The sequence below is a fragment of the Pseudoalteromonas sp. A22 genome (genome assembly GCF_018141345.1).
GTDB lineage: Bacteria > Pseudomonadota > Gammaproteobacteria > Enterobacterales > Alteromonadaceae > Pseudoalteromonas > Pseudoalteromonas maricaloris.
In genome coordinates this window covers 1,262,680-1,285,448 of the sequence record NZ_CP047238.1, presented here as the reverse complement: position 1 = coordinate 1,285,448, position 22,769 = coordinate 1,262,680, and the positions used below count along the sequence as shown (strand labels likewise).

Below are 22,769 nucleotides of genomic sequence, written 5' to 3'. Positions count from 1 at the left end.
CATGTTGAATTTATGCCAATCACTTGCAAAGGATAACATTGCGCTTTGGGCCAATGGAGACAAACTTAAGATTGTCCATGGTGAGCAAGGACTCAGCCAACAATGGGTTGACTACCTCAAAGCAAATAAAGCCGCATTATTAGATTACCTTGTATCGCAGCAAGTTTTTTCCGAACAAGATTTTGAACAGTTGCTAGCGACTGAATATAAAAAGGCATCTGAGATCCGTGCCATCTTTGATGCTAACAGTATGCAAAAAGGTTTTGTTTACCATCACCTTGCCCAACCAAATGACGATGCTTACCGAGTTCAGTTAGTCATCGATTACCATCAAGCACTCGATGTCGATGCTTACCAACAGGCTTGGATCTTGGCATCAATGCGTTACCCTGCGCTACGTACTGCGTTCAACTGGGAAAATGAAATCATCCAAGTGATCAAAGGAGGGGCCGGATTTACCCCAAATCACTTCAGTTTTCTCGACTTCAGTACGTTAGACCACATTGAACAACAGACACGTATCGATAAGCTTATTCACGACGACCGTAATACGCCTTTCGATTTGACTCAACCGGGATTAATGCGTTTTGCTATCGTTAAACGCGCTGATGCACATTACACCCTAATTAAAGCAGAACACCATAGCATCAGCGATGGCTGGAGCTTTCCGGTGATGCTGCAAACCGTGCATCAAAACTACGCCAAACTAACCAAAGGCGAGCCGGTCATTGTTGAAGAAGAAACGGCTTACCTACAAACACAAGCGCGCTATCAGCAAAATCAAAAATCTAGCGATAGATATTGGCAAAACCAAAAGGCACAATTTGGTGAGCCCAATGATATCAACCGCTTATTGAGTAAAAATATTGACCAATCTGGCTCGTCACAGATCCAAAAAGCAGCGGCGAGCGAATTAAAGCTCTCTTCAGAGCGCCATCAACAGCTCAAAGCATTTGCTAAACAACACGGACTCACGCTGAACGTCTTAATGCAATTTGCTTGGCATAAAGTACTGCAATATTACTGCGACGCTGAGCAAACCATAGTAGGCACAACGGTCTCGGGTCGTGAACTACCCATTGACGGGATCCATGCCAGTGTTGGTTTATATATCAATACCCTACCTCTTTCCCTTGATTGGCAAGAAACGGCCAGTATTCGCACCCAGCTTACAGCGCTGAAAGAAAAAATTGCAGAACTTAACGGCAACAGCAGTGTTTCACTGTCGCAACTACAAGAGCCGAATACTCGCCTGTTCAACAGTCTATTTGTATTTGAAAACTATCCGACGCCAGCGGGACAAGACGTACTCGAATGGTCGTTCGATAAGATGATTGAAAAAGTAGACTATCCGCTCACCATCAGCATTGTTGAACAACAAGATATCTTGCTACTTAAGTTGAGCTTCTGCGAAACCATGCTGGCACCAAGCAAAGCACAGCGATTGCTCACCCAAATGACATTGGTGTTAGATGCCATTATTGCTGATGAAAACCAGCCGCATAGCCAAATTTCTTTGTTAAGTAATGATGAGCGAGCACCAATGGTTGAGATAGACGAGCATGCGGATTATTTGCACTCTACTATTCATGAATTGGTTGCTCAGCAAGCACAAAAAACGCCAACTCGAATAGCGCTAGTTGAAGACGAAATGCAGCTGACCTATCAAGAATTAGAACAAAGCGCGAATAAGCTTGCCGCCTACATTAAAGATCATGTGGACGTTAGCGCTAGCCATCGCTTTGTTGGGCTTTTCTGTGAACGCTCTATTGCAATGGTAATCGCAAAACTGGCTATCCTAAAAGCGGGTTGTGCTTATGTACCGCTTAACCCTGATTATCCAGATCAGCGCATTGAGTATATGCTCAACGACACGCAACTTGGTTTGATTTTAACACAAAGCGAGCTGCGCCCGCGTATCGAAACACTCGTTGCAAATTGTGATGCAGAGCCGCAAATTACTTGCTTAGATAGCTTGTCTTTGTCTGATGCAGCGCCCGTACTGTCAGGTGCACATGCGCAAACCGAAGCCTATGTGATCTATACATCGGGTACGACAGGTGAACCAAAGGGCGTGGTCGTTCCACACCGTGGCGTTGTTTCTTTGGTACAAGATACTGATTTAATAAACACGTCAGAAAACGACGTGTTTATTCACCTATCTAATCCAAATTTTGACGCCGCAACGTTTGAAATTTGGACACCACTGATAAACGGCTGCAAATTGGTTGTAGCAAGTGCGCAACAAGGCGCGGATCCTGACAGCCTATCAAGGTTAATTAAACAACACGGTGTTAGTGTACTTTGGCTAACGCGCACACTGTTTGATTCGCTATATTTACAACAACCTGATATTTATGACAATGTCCGCTGCGTACTAACAGGCGGTGAGGCAATCACTCCAAGCATAGTCAAACGCATTCTCGCCAGAGATACGCGACCAGAGTTGGTGATCAACGCGTATGGCCCAACTGAAAGCACGACATTTACCACTTTCTATCCATGCGCCAATATTGATGGCCCGGTGCCCATCGGCCAAGCCATTAATCATCGCCAAGTATTATTGCTTGATAAATATCTTAATCCAGTGCCATACGGCGCGACAGGCGAGATATTTATAGCAGGAGCCGGACTTGCATGTGGCTACCTTAATAAACCCGAAATGAGTGCTGCGCGCTTTATCGATAACCCCTTTGCAAGCGCAAAGGCCAAACAACTCGGGCTAGATAAACTGTATAAAACGGGAGACTTAGGACGTTGGTCCGAGTCTGGCGTACTAGAGTTTTTAGGCCGTAACGATCACCAAGTGAAGGTCCGCGGGTTTAGGATTGAGCTTGCTGAAATAGAAGCACAACTCAACGAATTGGCGCAAGTGAAAGTCGCCGCTGTGGTGGTATTCGAACAAGCGGGCAACAAGCAACTTGCCGCATATGTGGTACCAGAGCACGGCGAGTTAGACCTAAATGCAGTAAAACAGGAACTGGCTCAGGTTTTACCTAGCTATATGATCCCAAGCTACTTTGAAGTGATGTCGGCGTTACCGTTTAACAACAATGGTAAGCTGGATCACAAGCAATTGCCTACTCCAACCGTGGTGGATGAAGACAACTATCAAGCACCGAGCAGCGAATTAGAAAAACAATTGTGTGGTATTTGGCAGTCAGTATTGGGCCTAGAGCAAGTGGGCGTTAATGATGACTTTTTCAAAGTCGGTGGCGATTCTATTGTCAGTATTCAACTTGTGTCTGCGCTGCGTAAAGCTGGCTTTAACCTTCAGGTTAAAGACATCATTGACGCCCCAAGCGTGGCAGCGCAGGCCTATTTAATTCAACACGTTAGCACTGAAACCATTGAACTTATCACGGAGCAAGGTAGGTTAAGTGGTGAGTTTGCACTACTGCCTATCCAACAGTGGTTTTTCGATTTAGGGCTACCAAATCCACACCATTGGAACCAAGCATTTACCCTTAACTTACCTGAACACATTGAACACCCGGGGCTGACTCAAGCTATTCAAGCGCTGAGCGAGCATCATGACATGCTACGTTGTCACTTTGTTCAGACCAGCAACGGGGTAAAACAAGCGTACCAAGCGGCAATAGAGCTTGAAGTCCCATTACTTGATGCAACGGCTCTGAGTAAAGACGCGTTATTTAACGAATTGACCAAACTACAAAGCCAATTTGATTTATTCAATGGCCCCCTGTGGCAGGCAGCGTTGGTGAAAACGGCCGAGGGCAGTCAGGTATTCTTTGCCTTCCATCATGCCATTATTGATGTGGTATCGTGGCGGGTGTTAAGCCAAGACTTACAAACCCTATTAAATGGCGAAACGCTGACAGACAAACTCACCAGCTATCGTCAATGGGTAGATGCCATTGCCACCTACCCTGCGACTCACCCAGAACAGGCACAGTATTGGCAGCAAGTACAAAAAAGCTTTACCAGCCAACCTACTTACTCAGCGCAGTCACAATACAGCATAAGCTTTGAACAAGAGACGACCGAAAAGCTGCTACGAGATGCCAACCTTGGTTTGAATACTGACATTAACGACTTGCTTTTGGCGGCACTCAATATTGCCCTACACAGCACTTTTGACAGTACCGTTAATCATATTCAACTTGAAGGTCATGGTCGTGAAAATATAGATCCGCGCTTGGATGTGTCGCAAACCTTAGGCTGGTTTACCAGTATGTATCCTGTGCGCCTTGAACATCACGACGACGTGATTGCAACCATCGCAAACACCAAAGAAATGCTGCGCCAAATCCCGGATAAAGGCGTGGGTTATGGCGCTTTTGTGCAAGCAGGCAAAGTCAGCGCAATTCGCCCTCAGGTGAGCTTTAACTACCTAGGTCAATTGAATCAGCAACAACAGCAAAGCCGAGACTGGCAGCTGGATGATACTCAAGCAGGCTATGTGATGACTGCGGCAAACGCTCAGGCTGACAATGCACTGCTACTCAACATCAATGGCGCAGTTCGCGGTGACAAGCTTCACTTTGATGTGGTTTCGAGGTTGAACCAATCACAGTCGCTGGCATTTGTTGAGCACTTTGAAATGGCGCTTCACCAGGTCATTAATGCAAGCTGCGAACTAGCCGTACAAACACCGCAGCAAACTCCTAGCGATTTGGGGTTAAGCGACTTGTCTTATGGGCATTATCAAGCGCTGAGCAAGCACTATAATATCGAAGCACTTTACCCAGCAAATAGCTTGCAACAAGGCTTTATCTATCATGCTGTTAACTTCCCAACGGATGATGCCTACCGAGTGCAATTGGTCATGGATATTGAACAAGCGCTAGAGGTTGAACACTTTATTCATGCCTGGCGTTTAGCGTCGCTTCGCTTCCCTATTCTACGCACCGCTTTTGATTGGCAAGAATGTCTACTCCAAGTGGTGTGTCGCGACGCCAGTATTGATGACAGTCACTTCACCATAGTAGATCTATCATCCCTTGACGAGCACGGCCAACAGCAAGCCATCAGCAAAGCTCAAGCCGCAGACCGACAAGTTCCGTTTGACCTAAGTCAACCGGGGCTTATTCGCTTCACCTTGTTTAAGCGCAGTGAAAACCTCTACACACTTATCAAAACCGAGCACCATGCCATTAATGATGGCTGGAGTGGACCGTTAATGCTGCAAGCTGTCGCGGGGTATTATCGCCAGCTTTGTGCAGGGAAAACACCAGAGGTGCAAGCGCAGCAAACCTATTTAGAGGCGCAAGCTTATTACCTTAAAAATACCAAGCAAACTCAAACATACTGGCAGCAACAACAAGCCGAATTTGACACCGCAAACGATATTAACTTGTTGCTTGGTGGCCAATATGACTTGTCGCAAAGTCGAATTGTTGAACAAGTGCAATCGGTACAGTTTAGCCTTCAAGGCGAGGCGTTTAGGTCGCTACAACATACTTGTCAACAAGCTGGCGTAACCCTCAACGTTGCATTGCAATTTGCTTGGCATAAGTTACTGCAAACCTATTCTGGTGATAGCCAAACGATTGTTGGTAGCACAGTTTCCGGTCGTGAAATTCCAGTCAATGGGATTGAACAAGCGGTCGGTTTGTTCATCAACACCTTACCTTTAGTGGTGAATTGGCAAGCAGAAGCAAGTTGTAATGACATTCTCAAAGCCATTCAAAAAGGCGTAGCTGCACTCAATAGCCACAGCGACATGAGCTTGTCGAAACTGCAACGTGATGGTCAACGCTTGTTCCATACCCTCTTTGTATTTGAAAACTACCCGACTCCAGAAAATACCGGCAGCTGGAAGTTTAGAGAATCAATAGAAAAAGGCGACTATCCGCTTTCTGTGGTGGCTCAAAGCGAGCAAGACCGCTTAGACTTTGTGATGCATTACAACGGGGAATGGCTGAGCACCGCACGGGCAGAGTGGATCCTTGACCAAGTACAAGCTATTTTGGTTCAGCTTGGGGAGCGACTGACACAAAGCCATCAAAGCATTAGCTTGGTCAATAACCAAATGCAGACAACGCTAAGCCAATGGCACAACAACGCCGAGTCGTTTGCCACCGATAAAGATCTGGCCAGCTTAGTAGAGCAGCACGCCGCTAACACCCCAGAGCAAGCGGCCATGTTAACCAGCAGCGGTGAAACGCTGTCTTATGCCGAAGTGAACGGTAAAGCCAATGCCCTTGCACAGCAAATCCTTGCTCAGCACCCCAAAGCCCAAGCTGGCCTATTGCCTGCCGATACCCCTATCGCTCTCTACTTTTCTCGCAGTAGCGAGATGCTTATTGCTATTTTGGCCGTGCTCAAAGCCGGTGGTGCCTATGTGCCTGTTTCACCGGATTACCCAGAAGCTCGGGTTGAGTTTATTTTAACCGACACCAACACCGACTTAGTGCTAACGCAGGAAAGCCACTTGCCATCTCTTGAGCCTGTACTTGGAAAAGCCACAGCGCTCGGCGTGAAGGCGCTCGGCGTAAACACCCATGCGCTGGCGGTGGAGCACGAGAACTTAGTGCGTCCAACCGCGTTGGCTAACTTGGCTTATATCATCTACACCTCAGGGACAACCGGACAACCAAAAGGCGTAATGCTCACGCAGCACAATGTGCTTTACTATCTTCACGCCTTAACCAGCCAGTTAGGTGACAAGTATCGTAATATCGACTTTTCTTCTAACTACTGTTTTGACCTGTCGGTGACCACCACCTTATGCCCGCTCCTTGCTGGACAAACGGTGTGTGTCTATGAAGGCGATATTCTTGATGCCGCCGCTTTTAGAGCTCACCTAAATGCCGCGAACGTTGGCTTTGTGAAAACCACACCCAGTCTTGCCATGGCGCTATTGCCTGGCAGCGATGCACAAGTTGATGCCCTAATGCTCGGTGGTGAGGCGCTGACTGAGCAGGCCATTGCCGCATTAAGCGACCATGTGAACGCTATTTTCGATGAATATGGCCCCACGGAAGCCACAGTCGGTGCGATGCTCGCGCAGGCCTATCCACGTCTTCATCAAGGCATAGGTAAAGCCTACCCTAACGTTAATCTTCATGTGTTATCTGAGTCGCTGCAGCCCATGCCCATTGGTGCACCTGGTGAGTTGTACATTTCAGGCCTTGGGGTTGCCCGTGGTTACTTAAACCGCCCTGAGCTCAATGCCGAGCGTTTTATTGATAACCCGTTTAGTCATGACCCCGCCCATAGCAAGCTTTACAAAACCGGTGACCTTGCCCGTTTCCTAGACAACGGCGACTTGGTGTACCTTGGTCGCAACGATGAGCAGGTGAAAATTCGTGGTTATCGTGTCGAACTAGGCGAGATTGCCGCTGCTATTGTCGACCAGCAAGGCGTACAAAACGCAGTGGTGATTGATGTGCCTGCACCGCAAGGCAAAGCGCTGGCCGCTTACCTTGTTGCAGAGCCTGACCTTGAAATTACCGAATTAAAGCTCGCCCTAAGTGCTGCTTTACCTGAATACATGGTGCCAAGTCACTTTACCTTAATCGAGCATATTCCACTTACGGGTAACGGTAAGCTTGACCGCAAGGCACTCCCTGCGCCAGAGCTTCAAGCCGACAACCTTTATGTGGCACCACGCAATGCCTTAGAGACCCAACTTTGTGAGATTTGGCAGCAGGTACTTGGCCTTGAACAAGTGGGCATTGAAGATAATTTCTTCAGTATCGGGGGGGACTCTATCTCGGCTATCCGGTTGATGAATGCATGCAATAAAGCACTGGATTTAAACATCCCAATTTCAGCCTTGTTTGAACATACCCATATTGCCGCAATCGTCGACAACTTAGAGACGCTGAGCGTGGATATCGAAATTAAAGCAGACTCCGGATCACAACAAGAACAAACTAATAGCATGAGGATTTAACCATGTTGTCATTGCTCGCTGAACTGAAAGATCACAATCTCTCAATCTGGTTGCAAGACGGCGGACTAGAGCTGTCATTTGGCGCGCAAGCGCCAGATGCTGCGCTTGTTGCAAAGTTAAAGTCAAACAAAACGCAGCTAATGGATTACCTTGAAGCAAAAGCAATTTTTTCAAAGGATGCATTTAATACACTGCCAGAATTAAACCGCCATCCGCTTTCATTTGCGCAAGAGCGTTTATTATTTATCGAACGGTTAGAAAATGGCACTAACGCTTATCACATTCCGTTTTTGGTTAAACTCTCTGAGCACACAGAGCTTGCGCGATTAACGCAAGCACTAAATATCGTGTTAGATAGGCATGAAGTACTTCGCAGTGTCTATCGTCAAGACGAGCAAGGCCACGACTATCAAGAAGTGTTGAGCGCTTGTATTGAAATTACGCCTAGCCCTGTGGCTGACTTAGCTGCGCTTAATACGGCCGTTAAACAAGCGATCAGTACACCATTTGACTTAGCCAATGAGCCTATGTTCAAGGTTTGCTGTTGGACAGTAGGCGCTGAACGTTACGTGCTATTTATGTGGCACCACATAGCGTTTGACGGCTGGTCCACCGAAATCTTTATGCGTGAGCTACACCAAGCCTATTTTATGCTAGCTTCAGGCAAAACGCCTGAGCTACCAGCGCTTGAGTTACAGTACCAAGATTACGCAAAATGGCAGCGCGAGTACCTTAGCGGCGATACCTTAACTAAGCTTTTAGACCACTGGACTGATGCACTTGCAGGCGCTGAGCAGCTTGAATTACATTCGCCACTACCAAGGCCAAATGAATATCAATATCACGGTGCAGACCACCGTATTCGTTTGGGTCAGGAACGAAGCGAAGCCCTAAAGGCCATAGCCAAAACGCAACAAACCAGTCTTTATGTAGTACTGCTCAGCAGCTGGGCATTGACATTACAAGCAACCAGCGGTCAGTCAGATTTAATCATAGGTACACCATCTGACAACCGTCATCTAAGCCAGACACAAAATCTTATTGGCTTTTTGGTCAATAGCTTAGCCCTGCCAGTTCATATTGATAACGCACTCGACTTTAATGCCTTAATTCAACAAGTGCACCAAACCCTAAAAGCGGCAAAGGCGCACCAAGATCTGCCATTTGATAAATTGGTCGACGCCCTAAAATTACAACGGGATCCGTCTCGCCATCCGCTATTTCAAATGATGTTTTCACTTGAACAATTTAAAAATAATAGTGATGACAGCAGCCAACAGCTGTTTACGCCAGTGGATGAGTCACAAGTAAAAGCGCTCCATAAAGTGGCAAAGTTCGACATTAGTTTGCTGCTACAAAATGGGGACGAAGAAGTATTTGGTGATATTAACTACGCCACTGCGCTATTTCCAAGCGACTGGATCGCAACCCTTGCTGAGCGCTTTATCAATATTATCGATCAGGTGATCGCCAGAACCGCACAGCCACTTGCAAAAGTAGCCCTACAAAATAGAACTGAGACTGACACAATACGTGCTTGGCATGACAACGCAGCATCGTTTGCCATCGATAAAGATTTGGCCAGCTTGGTAGAGCAACACGCAGCTAATACCCCTGAGCTGACGGCCATGTTAACCAGCAGTGGTGAAGCACTGTCTTATGCCGAAGTGAACGGTAAAGCCAATGCCCTTGCGAAGCAAATCATTGCTCAGCACCCCAAAGCCCAAGCAGGCCTATTGCCTGCCGATACCCCTATCGCCCTCTACTTTTCTCGCAGTAGCGAGATGCTTATTGCTATTTTGGCCGTGCTCAAAGCCGGTGGTGCCTATGTGCCTGTTTCACCGGATTACCCAGAAGCTCGGGTTGAGTTTATTTTAACTGACACCAACACCGACTTAGTGCTAACGCAGGAAAGCCACTTGCCATCTCTTGAGCCTGTGCTTGGAAAAATGGCGGCGCTCGGCGTGAAGGTGCTCGGCGTAAACACCCATGCGCTGGCGGTGGAGCACGAGAACTTAGTGCGTCCAACCGCGTTGGCTAACTTGGCTTATATCATCTACACCTCAGGGACAACCGGACAACCAAAAGGCGTAATGCTCACGCAGCACAATGTGCTTTACTATCTTCACGCCTTAACCAGCCAGTTAGGTGACAAGTATCGTAATATCGACTTTTCTTCTAACTACTGTTTTGACCTGTCGGTGACCACCACCTTATGCCCGCTCCTTGCTGGACAAACGGTGTGTGTTTATGAAGGCGATATTCTTGATGCCGCCGCCTTTAGAGCTCATCTAAATGCCGCGAACGTTGGCTTTGTGAAAACCACACCCAGTCTTGCCATGGCGCTATTGCCTGGCAGCGACGCACAAGTCGATGCCCTAATGCTCGGTGGTGAGGCACTGACTGAGCAGGCCATTGCCGCATTAAGCGACCATGTAAACGCTATTTTCGATGAATATGGTCCAACGGAAGCCACAGTCGGTGCGATGCTAGCACAGGCCTATCCACGTCTTCATCAAGGCATAGGTAAAGCCTACCCTAACGTTAATCTTCATGTGTTATCTGAGTCGCTGCAGCCCATGCCCATTGGTGCGCCGGGTGAGTTATATATTTCAGGCCTTGGGGTTGCCCGTGGTTACTTAAACCGCCCTGAACTCAATGCTGAGCGCTTTATTGATAATCCATTTAGTCACGACCCCGCCCATAGCAAACTGTACAAAACCGGTGACCTTGCCCGCTTCCTAGACAACGGCGACTTGGTGTATCTCGGTCGTAACGATGAGCAGGTGAAAATTCGTGGTTATCGTGTCGAATTAGGAGAGATTGCTGCAGCTATTGTCGACCAGCAAGGCGTACAAAACGCAGTGGTGATTGATGTGCCTGCACCGCAAGGCAAAGCGCTGGCCGCTTACCTTGTTGCAGAGCCTGACCTTGAAATTACCGAGTTAAAGCTCGCCCTAAGTGCTGCTTTACCTGAATACATGGTGCCCAGTCACTTAACCTTAATCGAGCATATTCCACTTACGGGTAACGGTAAGCTTGACCGCAAGGCACTCCCTGCGCCAGAGCTTCAAGCCGACAACCTTTATGTGGCACCACGCAATGCCTTAGAGACCCAACTTTGTGAGATTTGGCAACAGGTACTTGGCCTAGAACAAGTGGGGATTGAGGATAACTTCTTCCAAATCGGCGGCGACTCAATTGTCAGTATTCAGCTGGTTTCACGCTTAAGAGAAGCTGGGTTAACGGTACAAGTTAAAGAGATATTTGCCGCCCCAACTCCCGCGCGGCTGGCAAAGCTTATCAGTGCGAATGGCGACAAGAAGGTTACGATAAAAACCGAACAAGGCCAGCTTGAAGGCGAGTTCGATCTGCTGCCTATCCAGCAGTGGTTCTTCGCAAATCAGTTTGCTAACCCCGCACACTTTGCCCAAACTTTTGCCACTGTAATGCCAAGCGCAATCAGTGATGAGAGATTAGTTGAGCTATTGTCCGAGCTTGCTGAGCAACATGATGTGCTACGCCTTGTTTTCAATCAAAAGACGGCGCACATTACCCAGCAGTACCAACAAAATAATACCATGGCACCTCTAGTTAAACTTGATGCAGACACACTTAGTGACGACGAGCTTGCCAAGCAATTAACCCGCTTGCAGTCACAGTTTGAGTTAAATTCAGGCCCTTTATGGCAGCCAATTCGTGTCAAACGCCAAAGCCAAGATGTATTGGTACTGGCCTTCCACCACCTGATCATTGACTTTGTCTCTTGGCGGATCCTAATTGAGGACTTAAATAGCCTTTATCAAGGCAAAAAATTGGCGCAAAAAACCTCAAGCTATCGTCAATGGGTTGAGACCTTAGCCCAATATGCACATGTTCAAGCCGAACAAATCGATTACTGGCAAGAAGTACTTGATACTTGTCAAACACACTTAACAGCGAAGAACACACCGACAAACCAAGTGATTAAACTTGACTCTGCATTTACACAAACGCTGCTGTTTGACGCTAATCAAGGCTACCACACAGAGCCTCGAGACCTTGTCGTCGCCGCACTGTCCCTAACTCTCGCTCATATCACTGGTAGTAATGATCAGGTTATTGCGCTTGAAGGACATGGTCGTGAACACATCTCCGAAGATATAGATCATTCACGCACCGTTGGCTGGTTTACGTCATTATATCCACTAGCACTCCATGCGGGTTCTAGTCTCGAAAGCGCTATTGTCAATGCCAAAGAGCAGCTGCGTAAATTGCCAGACAATGGCGTTGGTTTTGGTCAGTTCTACTTTTCCAAACAAGTGACGGGGACTTTACCAACCGTTGCATTCAACTATTTAGGCCAAATCGGTGGCACAAAAACGCAGCAACCCAGTGGTGACTTCTACTTAACTGAAGCCATTACAGGTCAACCAGTCGCAAGCGAAAATAATGGTCATTACGTTCTTGATATCAACGCGGCTATTATTCATGGTCAGCTTGTCTTAAATTGCACCACGGCATTGTCTGAAACCGAATTTGCCCTATTCCAAAGTCAGTTCACTGCCAGTCTACAAGCGGTGCTGGACACGGCATTACATACCAAAGCGCTTGGCGCCAAACAAACGCCGAGCGACTATAACCTGACAGGCGTCAGCTTCGCCCACTTAGATGCACTGCGCACACGCTACGACCTAGCCGCGGTTTATCCCGCAACAAACTTGCAGCAAGGTTTTATCTTCCACCAGCTTAATAGTCCAGAAGATACCGCCTATCGGGTGCAGTCACAGATGCAGTATTTCGATAAAGTTGACACTGCGCTTTACTGTCGTGCGTGGCAACTAACCTCACTGCAATACCCAGCGCTGCGCTGTGCTTTTGATGTTGAAGAAACCATGCTGCAACTTATCGTAGATCACACCTGTGTTGATGAAGATAACTTTAGCGTGATTGACATCAGCCACTACTCAAAAGCAGAACAACAAGCACACATAGAAAAGCTTGCAAACCAAGTGCTAAATCAGCCATTTAATTTTGCAAGACCGGGGTTATTTACACTGCATTTGGTAAAACGCGGTGAAGCGCATTATCACCTAATAAAAACAGAGCATCACAGCATTTGTGATGGCTGGAGTGGCCCGTTAGTTATGCAGACCGTTCACCAGAACTATACGCAATTACTACAAGGTCGAGAACCTGTTTTACCGGTGGATAACGCCTATTTAGATGCCCATGCTTACCTAAGAGATAATCAGGCCGCCACCAAAGCATTTTGGCAATATCATGTCGCTGATTTATCACAGGCAAACGATCTTAACACCCTGTTTAGTCACTCAACAGATTTAGAAACGCTCCGTCATAATCATGAGCCGCAGACGCTGCATTTTGCTCTACCAAACGAGGCGTTAAGTAAGTTGCAGCAAGCGTGTCAGCAACATTCTGTCACGCTCAATGCTGCGGTACAATTTGCCTGGCATAAGCTTATCCAAATCTATACTCGCGACGAATTTACTTTAGTAGGTACAACTATCGCAGGTCGTGACTTACCAATTGACGGCATAGAGCAAAGTGTTGGAGCTTACATCAATACGCTACCGCTTTATCTTGATTGGCCTACAGATGCTACCATCGCGCAACAACTCGAGAAGATCCAAACTGCCATTTTGGACTTAAATAGCCATGCGAATGTGTCACTTGCGTCACTGCAACAAGGTGGTAATCGGCTATTCCAAAGCCTAGTAGTTTTCGAAAACTACCCAAGCCTTGAAAATGAACAAGCAGAGGCACAACAAGCTCGCTGGCAGTTTGACGCAGCACCAGAGCAAGTTGAATACCCACTTGCATTGATAGCAAAGGAGCAAGGAGAGCTACAATTTGAGCTAATGTACGACGCCAGCTTGCTTTCGCCTGCACGTGCCGCACAACTGCAATCTCAACTGCTACTTATCCTTAAGCAAGTCGCTGACAATACTCACTTACCTCATCAGCACATTGAAATTGCTAATACAGTGGAAAAGGCCCGTATTCTCAACGAGTGGAATAAAACCGAGCGCAAGTCATGTGGCTTCGAGAACTTCAACGACTTATTTAGTGAAAGAGTCGCCGTATTCCCGGATGCAACGGCTGTGGTCTGGCAAGATGAAGCACTAAGCTATCAAGCACTCAACCGCCAGGCTCGCCAGCTTGCCCAGCAATTATTGGTGATTAAGGCTGAAGTTTACGGCAACGAGTATCAAGGTGATTTCCCAGTCTTATTGCTGCATGAAAAACAGTTGGATTCTATCGTTGCGATCCTCGCTATTCTTAAAGCAGGCGGTGGTTATGTTCCTGTATCACCGGAATTTCCTGACTCAAGGATTGAATATATTGCCAAGGACTGTGGTGCGAAAATTGTGGTCACCCAATCGGGATTAATGGATAGAGTTGCGAGTACAACACTTGCCTCACTGACACATGTACTCAGCGATGCACCAATGGAGGAAACAAGCTTAGACCAAGCGGTATCGGTGAGCACGTCTGATTTGGCTTATATTATCTATACCTCTGGTACCACAGGTAACCCTAAAGGCGTAGAAATCAACCATGCGGCACTATTAAACTATGCCACGGACGACCACTTTATCGATCCCACACAACTGAGCAAGGTCCTTAGCTTATCGAGTATTAGCTTCGACGCGTTTATTTTTGACTGCTTTGTCACACTCAGTAATGGCGCAGCACTACACCTGATAGATAAACAGACTCAACTTGATCCAGAACGACTGATTGAATACTGCCAAGCACAGCAGATTGATACGTGTTTTGTAACCACTGCGCTATTTAATCGTTTAGCTAGCGAAGACTTCTTCTTACACGCCGGACTTAAACAGATTAATTTTGGTGGAGAGGCGGTCGACTTAGCTATGGTTGAGCGAGTAAAGCATCAAGCGCCAGAGCTGATGCTTTACCACGCCTATGGCCCAACAGAGACCACCGTTTATGCGACTTGCTGCTTACTCAACTCTGTAAATCACGGAGCACCTATTGGCCGCGCTATTGCCAATAAATCTGCTTACGTGTTGTCACCTGCTGGAAAAATACTTCCACCGGGCGTGGCAGGAGAGCTTTATATTGGCGGCGCGGGTATGGCAAGACGCTATTTACACCGTTCAGATTTAACCGAACAAGCATTCTTAGTTAATCCGTTCGCATCGGATAGATACCTCGCAAGCGGTTGGAACAAAATGTATAAAACGGGAGATTTGGTTAAATGGCGTGAAGATGGCTTATTAGAGTATGTTGGTCGTAATGATTTTCAGGTGAAAATTCGTGGTTACCGCATCGAACTTGGTGAGATTGAAACTGCGATTAAGCAACAACCGCAAATTCATACTGCGTTTGTAAACGTGAGTGAACAAGATGGGGTTAAACGTATCGTGGCCTACTTGGTCATGGCAAATACTGAGTCACTAGATGAGGCAAAGCTCAAGCAAACACTCTCTCACATGCTACCGAGTTATATGCTGCCAAGTGCCTACGTCACATTAGACGCCCTACCGGTGACGGTGAATGGCAAGATTGATGCCCGAGCACTGCCGCAGCCCGATTTTAGCCAAACTGAGACTCACCATGCTCCAAACACAGAACAGCAAAAACATATCGCTAAAATCTGGTGTGCTGTATTGGGGATTAAGCAGATTGGCTTGGAAGATAACTTCTTCCATATTGGTGGTGACTCAATCATGAGCATTCAGCTCATGTCGGCTCTCAAACGTGCTGGCTACTCGCTGTCGACCAAAGACATATTTACTTATCCAACCCTAGAAACGCTTTGTGCATTTTTGGCAAATAATGAACAGGTAGAAATCGAGGCTGAACAAGGTGAGCTCAGCGGAGAAATCAAGTTATTACCTATCCAGCAATGGTTCCTCAACTCCCATTACCGTCATAAAGCGCATTTTAATCAGTCGGTCATGCTCGCACTTCCGCACAATACCGCGCTGGATACTTTGGAGCGTGCACTTGCGCAGCTGCATCAACAACATGACATGTTGCGCGCTCAGTTTAGCAAAACCGAGACTTGGCAATCCCAATATCAAAGCGTTGCTGCTTGTCCAACACCAAAGCTTATCCATTTGGACACTTCGGGGCTTGATGAGCAGCAAACCGCTCTGGCGTTGACTAAAATACACGCCCGTTTTGAACTCGGTTCAGGTGCTTTGTGGCAACCGGTTTTACTCAGCGATGATACACCGCTAACTAGGCTTGTACTTATCGTTCATCACCTTGTTATTGATGGTGTTTCGTGGCGTATTTTGGTCGAAGACTTAAGTCGCTTGCTGCAAGGCGACACCTTAAGCGACAAAACCAGCAGTTATCGCCAATGGTCAGACGTTGTGGCCCTGCATCCTTTTGAACAACAAATACCGTATTGGCAAAATGTGCTAAGCACACAACAAAACGTACCTTACGGTAAATCACAACAGCGTCTTACGCATCAATTTGATACTCAGCTTACTGAGCAATTGCTACGCCTTGCTCCTGCTGGGTTTAACACAGAAATCAATGATCTCTTAATGAGTGCGTTTACTCGGGCTTGGTGCAATACCTTTGCTACAAACTATTGCCACCTCACGTTAGAAGGTCACGGCCGAGAACATCTGAGTGACCATATTGATACCTCAAGAACACTAGGCTGGTTTACTAGTATGTTTCCGGTTGCTCTGAAAAATGACACGGATTTATCGACGCTGATTATTCAAAGCAAAGAAACGCTTCGTGCCATTCCAGATAAAGGGCTAGGCTTCAGCGAATTGGTCAGACGTGGGGAATTTTCCTTCAATCAGTTACCTAAAGTTAGCTTTAATTACTTGGGACAACTTGATAGCAACAATGATGCACAAGATCAGGGCATACGAATGCTAAATGCACACTCAGGCGATGCCAGCAGCAAGGATAATCAGGATGAAATGGCACTCATCGTTAATGCCGAAGTGCGTCAAATGAAACTGCAAGTGAGCATTGCAAGTCAGTTAGATGAGACGCAAACCACCGCATTCATAGAGCAGTTCGATGCTGCCCTTCGAGCCGTCGTTTCACATTCGATTACAGCCGCAAGTCCCCAAGGCATAAAAACCCTAAGCGATATTGAGATCGGCGTATTGGTGAATGAAGCCGATGCTCCTATTGAATGGTTTTTCTTCCCTCCGGGTGGCGGTGGTGCTGAGAGTTACTTGCAATCCATTGCTCCCAAGATTTCCGCGCCTTGTTATTGCTTCAATAACATCTATGCCGCACAGGAAAAACCAAAGGGCTCGCTCGCCTATGACTATTATCAGTTCCAAACATTGGCGTTGCAGTATGCTATTCATCTTAAAAAGCTAAAGCCTAGTGGTCCTTATCGGATTTTTGGTTGGAGTTTTGGCGCAACGCTGGCACTTGAGGTTGCCAAACTGCTGCAAAATGAGGGGGACACAGTCGAACACTTGGTGTTCGTCGACCCTTGTTTTGACTATGCCGCGATGCATGATGAAGTTTTTGCTCTACACCCAGAGTTCAGTCATCTTGAGCCCGATAGAATTAATTATCACTACCAAAATGATCCGGCATTTTCTAGCACCGCAAAGGTGACGCTATTTAGTGCTGGTTGTGCGGTTGAAGTGGCTCAGTCGGATAGCCTAGAGTTGCAACTTTCCAGTCATATAATCAACCGATACCTTGATAAGAATCAAAATCTTATCGAAGAAGCAATGCAACCCAGTCAGGTTCAAGTGTTCACCATGAAAGGGTCGCACAACAGTTGGGTAAAAACACCGGAAGACTTAATAAAAATGTCAGAAATTATGAACACTCTTTAACATTTTATTCGTTAATATAATGTTAAATTAGATTTTCTAGAGTGAGGCATTAAAGGGAGCTCCCCTCTTCACTCTAGGATTAATTAATTGCCACATTTTCTCACAATATATGATTAAGGAATTACAAAATGGCTAAGGAAAATGTAGATGTACTTATTATCGGCGCTGGACCTGCTGGGACAATGACCGCTGCAAAGCTAATTCAAGCAGGATTAACCGTGAAGATCGTTGAACGTAGCCACTTTCCGCGCTATGTCATCGGTGAAAGTCTTCTACCACAAAGTATGCAGCATTTGGAAGATGCTGGATTTATGGATGCGTTAGTTGCGCGCAATTACCAAAAGAAAATCGGTGCTAATTTTAAACAAGATGACTTCCAAGAGTTTTTCGATTTCTCTAAAAATTACACCGATGGCTGGACATGGACATGGCAAGTTCCAAGAGATGACTTTGACAATGTACTGGCTGAAGAAGTGCAAAAAATGGGTGCCCCTATCGAATTTGGCACTTCAGTAGTCGATGCCAACATGGATCTAGAAGAGCCTATCATTAAGGTAGTCAATGAGGCCGGTGATGTGCAGGAAATTCAAGCCAAATTCGTTGTTGACTCAAGCGGCTATGGCCGAGTACTCGCAAACCTGCTTGATTTAAATGAACCTTCATCAGCGCCAACTCGCGCAACTTTGTTTGCGCAATTTAAACCTGCTGATGGCATAGAGACTGGGGCTGAAAACAATAAAGTAACGATTCTGGTTCACGAAGAGGATGTATGGGTTTGGCTAATACCTTTCTCTGACGGTCGTGTTTCAGTCGGTTTTGTTGGTAACCCTGAGTATTTGGAAAGTGCCCAGGGCGATGCTAAAACACGCTTTTTAACCTACCTTGCTCGCGATCAACATGCATCAGCAATGTTGGAAGGAATGGCGCTGTGTATGGAGCCAAAGGAAATCAAAGGCTACTCAAAAGGTATTAAACAACTGTTCGGCAAAAACTTTGTGCTAACCGGTAACGCCAGTGAATTTATTGACCCTGTATTTTCAGCCGGTGTTATGTTTGCGATTGAATCAGGCGCGCGCGCCGCTGATCTCATAGTCGCTCAGTTAAATGGCGAGGAAGCAGATTGGCAGCAAGATTATGAGGCGCATATGCTTAAAGGTATTGCTGTCATGCGCACCTACATTGAAGGCTGGTACGACGGACGTTTGCGCCGCCTATTTTTCTCAGACAACAAGCCTGAAAAAATTAAGAGCCAAATCACTTCTGTGCTTGCGGGCTATGTATGGGATGAAACAAACCCATTTGTAAACCGCAGCGAGAAAACCCTGAACCTGCTATCTGAACTCCATAACAACCCTGAAATGGCGTGATTTTAGCTTTTTAGACCGGCGTGGGAATAGTTTCTCACGCCACATAATATACTAACAAAGATGCGTTTCAGTAGTAGTGAAAGTAGTTGTGTGATGCCTATAGTTTCCCGAATTGATGATTAAGCAAAGTGGGAGAATTTTATTGTAGGCCGACCATAGATGTGGCACTTGGCGCTTTAAAGGACTTAGACAATGAAAACTAACTTTGTATACACTGCTGCACTTTCTGCGTTATTAACAGGCGCTGCACTTGCAACTCCCGCGCAGGCCGCTGAATATAAAACAATTCTAATTCATGGCTTTCAAGCGGACCAACTTAACCGCCCTAACAGTACCAATGTCGAGCTTGAGGGTGAAGAATATTGGTCATCTTTTTGGATAAACCACGCTGATGAACGTATTGATTGGCCTTCTTATGAACGTTTGCAAGGCAAAATCGCAACAGATTATATTTGGCCAAAGCTAAAAGCATTTGCAGAAAATGGCACTTGTAATCCTGGCTGCGTCTTTGTTACTCACTCAACAGGTGATTTGGTTGCGCGCTATATCTTAGATAATCAAGCAACTTGGCTTGAAAATGCGGGCCTTCAACCACTTAATATCGTTGCTACTTTTGACCTTGCAGGTGCGGGTGGCGGAAGCGAACTCGCAGACACTGCTATCAACGCTGCGACTTCTGGTGGTGTAGTTGGTGAACTAACTCGCCAAGCTGTTGAGGCTTGGCTTGGTAGCATGCCTGAAGAGTTTGGTATCATGTGGGATTTAAAAGTAAATAACGCGCGACAAGTTGCTCAGTACCCAAGTGACAACGCACCTCGCCTACGTTTCGTCGCTGATGCAAGCGACTACTACGGCCTCACTTCAGGTTTCTTACCAGGTAATGATGATGGTGTTGTATCAACACACTCTTCTTGTGGTGCATCGACAAAAGGTGACTTTGGTAGTTGTAGTACAAGCGTTGCTATCAACGGTCAGCTAGCCTCTCAAGATGATGCAGTAACTAGCTTTATGCCATACCACTACCCATTACTAATGAGCGCGGAATATAGCCACGGTAACCTGCCAGATGCTGGATACCAAGGCAAAGTAACAGCGGCTCGTACTCAGTTTAACGCGGGTTATAAAACAATTAGCTACAACACCTATGAAGAAACAACGGGTAGCTGGTTTTGGAAAAAAACTTACCGTTATGTTAGCGAGTCTAACTCACAAAGCTTTTCACAGTTAATACTAAACTCACTGTAACTTAACGGTTATTTTGCTAATTTCTATACCCAAGGGACTGCTTCATGCAGTTCCTTATATTAACCGAGTATTGCTATGAAAAAGTTTTTGTTGATTAGTGTCATTCTTATTGTGGTCTGTATCACTGCAGGCTATTTTGCCTTGCAGCGCGAAGCTCTACCCTCACCTGAGTTACCAGCACCACAAGTCACCACAGCTATTTTGACACCACCAACAACGCAACCCACTACACCTAAAACTGCGATAACACAAAAACAATCACTGGTTGAATCACTACCACTGGCACAAGCTGCGCAAACAGCTGCGGCACATTATGAGTATAGTATTTCTCTACCTCCTTATTCACAGCCCCTTGGCAAAGGTGATTTTGATAGGCTCAATCCAAATCATTTTTATGCCGTCGAAATGCCAATTGAAGAAAATAACGAACAGGTGTCTTTGTCGCTGAATCAATATCGCTTTGTGCACCCCGCTACTATCGAGATAAGTTTATCTGGTAGTCAATTTTCTAATGCAACCGCAACGATACTCGACCCTACATCACAGCAAACCTTATCCACCACCCGCCTCAAAGAGTCTGATGGTATTTGGCTTGGTGCAGTCGATGGCGAGACAACATGGCCTCAAGAGCTGAATGTCGTCGTGCGTGCTAAGCCAAGCTCGGCTAAGGCTGTTGCATTAACGGCAAGTATCCGTTATTACCAACCCAGCGCCACACTGCTCGCTATTGCTAAACCTTACCCCGAGCAAGCAGACTTGATAATTCCGTTGCAGCTTGAAGTAAAGCAAAGTGGTACTTATCGTATCCGTGCAAACCTATTTACTCGCGATGGCACACCAATCAGTCATTTGGTTGAAAAACAAAAGTTAAGCGAAGGGAAACAGGTATTCAACTTAAAAGCACATCAGTCGGTGCTTGCTCCTTTTTCAGCTAAATCCGGTCCATCGCAATTCACGTTAAAGACATTTGTGATTGAGAGAATGTCGCCAATGCCCGGAGAGCTTGCGCAGTTTGGTGATAGCAAAATAACCGAATACCACATCACTGATTTCTACTTTGACGCACTGGAGAAGCGCCCATATCAGCCCTCGGCTGCCGAGCGTCAACGTCTGGGTTACTTGCAAAAAATGGCGGGTAAGTAAAGTAACTAACCTTTGCTTCGGATAATTAAACGGTGACCCTTTTTAGGTCACCGAGTTAGCTAAGCTATATCGCTTCAGCCGTCGTCTTAGGCTTCAGCTCAGCAATGCGATAAAACCCAAGCGCGGTGATAGATACTAAGGTCATGATGATAAACAGCATCATGCCGGAGTAAAAATCTAATATAAGTCCGCCTAAAATGGGTGCTAATGCATATCCTAATGAACACAAGCCAGCAGCACCAAAATAGCTAGCTTTCAGGTTATCTGGTGCCAACCTGTCAATATAGACATTGATGTTAGTAAACATAATTGCTTCGCTCAGACTCAACACCATCATGGCTGCAATCCACCCCCAGATATTTTGCACATCATTCAAGGCCATCATGACTTGTGAAATGATCAATATCACGCCACCCGCATAGAGTCTATTTTCAATACGCCAATTACGCATCAGATGTAGTAATGGAAACTGACAAACGATGATCACACTAGAATTTGCGATGATTAAGCTAGAAATTAGCCAAGCCAGATCGGGGACCTCTGCACGCGTCAAATACTGCACTAAGCTAGAGTCACATTGCGCATAAACCAAATACACTAAAGTTGTAGCGATTAGCACAATTAAAAAGACTTTATCTTTTCGTAAGATCCCCAGCCATTTTGCAAACTTGGGTACCGACTGAGCGGCCGACTGCAAAGCGAAAGTCTGCGCTTCACTCAGTTTAGGTCTAAAGTAAAGCAGCGCGAGCAACAAACCAATATACGAAATACCAGTATAGATAAAGCTAAACTGCTCACCATTAAGCCCCGCCCATAGCCCGTACAATGGTCCTAAAGCCGCCCCCACATTCACGAGAAAATAGAGTAAATGCAGTGCAAGCTCTCTGTCTTTTGCGTCGGCGAGTTCTTCAGTAAGTAATGCTTTACTAGGCGCATCCCAAAGCGTCCTAGGTAGACAAGCTAAAAACACTGAGGTTGCAAACAACCACAACGATTCAGCCACAGCCAACAGTGAAAAAGAAATCACACCAACAAACACTGCCGTGTAGAGCATTTTGGTGCGACCAAAGCGATCAGCGAGATTCCCCGTATAAAACCCCAAAAATACGGCAAAAGTCGCTGACACCGTCAGCAATAAACCGACCTCTGTTGCACTCAGTCCATAATTTTCGTAAAGAATAACAGCCAAAAAAGGCCATACCATGTAGTAACTAGCGCGAACGAAAAAGTTACCAACAAGCATTACCCAAACTAAAGGTGTAAAGCGCTTTAACCGCTCAATTGCAGAGCTATTCTCCATTGATGTTCCTTGATTATTATTGATTTACGCAGAAC

The 22,769-nt window shown here is 46.2% G+C and carries 6 protein-coding genes; 5 read left to right on the top strand and 1 reads right to left on the bottom strand.

Translation table 11 applies throughout. The features are described from left to right. The first annotated feature begins 1 nt into the window (after position 1). From GSF04_RS10600 to GSF04_RS10580, 5 genes are all read left to right on the top strand, one after another. Positions 2–7,864, top strand: coding sequence for a non-ribosomal peptide synthetase (locus GSF04_RS10600; RefSeq protein ID WP_211859507.1), 7,863 nt, complete (start codon positions 2–4; stop codon positions 7,862–7,864). 2 nt (positions 7,865–7,866) lie between these two features. After that, a complete protein-coding gene (locus GSF04_RS10595) occupies positions 7,867–17,679 on the top strand; it encodes a non-ribosomal peptide synthetase (protein ID WP_211859506.1) in 9,813 nt (3,270 codons plus the stop codon). 128 nt (positions 17,680–17,807) lie between these two features. Next, on the top strand, positions 17,808–19,046 hold the full coding sequence (locus GSF04_RS10590; RefSeq protein WP_045988380.1) for an NAD(P)/FAD-dependent oxidoreductase: 1,239 nt from the start codon (positions 17,808–17,810) through the stop codon (positions 19,044–19,046). 192 nt (positions 19,047–19,238) lie between these two features. Then, positions 19,239–20,291 (top strand): hypothetical protein, encoded by a 1,053-nt coding sequence (locus tag GSF04_RS10585; protein ID WP_010604068.1) that lies wholly within the window; start codon positions 19,239–19,241, stop codon positions 20,289–20,291. 75 nt (positions 20,292–20,366) lie between these two features. Further along, positions 20,367–21,434: a hypothetical protein gene (locus tag GSF04_RS10580; RefSeq protein ID WP_211859505.1), complete on the top strand. Its 1,068-nt coding sequence runs from the start codon at positions 20,367–20,369 to the stop codon at positions 21,432–21,434. Between the two features lie 64 nt (positions 21,435–21,498). On the opposite strand, the gene GSF04_RS10575 is transcribed toward GSF04_RS10580, so the two are convergent. Further along, positions 21,499–22,734, bottom strand: a complete 1,236-nt coding sequence (locus tag GSF04_RS10575) for an MFS transporter (RefSeq protein ID WP_069022654.1) — start codon at positions 22,732–22,734, stop codon at positions 21,499–21,501. Positions 22,735–22,769 lie beyond the last annotated feature (35 nt).

Bases quoted from the DNA above. Each gene is read 5' to 3' on its own strand.
- GSF04_RS10575 (WP_069022654.1), bottom strand. From the start codon at position 22,734: ATGGAGAATAGCTCTGCAATTGAGCGGTTAAAGCGCTTTACACCTTTA.
- GSF04_RS10590 (WP_045988380.1), top strand. From the start codon at position 17,808: ATGGCTAAGGAAAATGTAGATGTACTTATTATCGGCGCTGGACCTGCT.
- GSF04_RS10595 (WP_211859506.1), top strand. From the start codon at position 7,867: ATGTTGTCATTGCTCGCTGAACTGAAAGATCACAATCTCTCAATCTGG.
- GSF04_RS10585 (WP_010604068.1), top strand. From the start codon at position 19,239: ATGAAAACTAACTTTGTATACACTGCTGCACTTTCTGCGTTATTAACA.
- GSF04_RS10600 (WP_211859507.1), top strand. From the start codon at position 2: ATGTTGAATTTATGCCAATCACTTGCAAAGGATAACATTGCGCTTTGG.
- GSF04_RS10580 (WP_211859505.1), top strand. From the start codon at position 20,367: ATGAAAAAGTTTTTGTTGATTAGTGTCATTCTTATTGTGGTCTGTATC.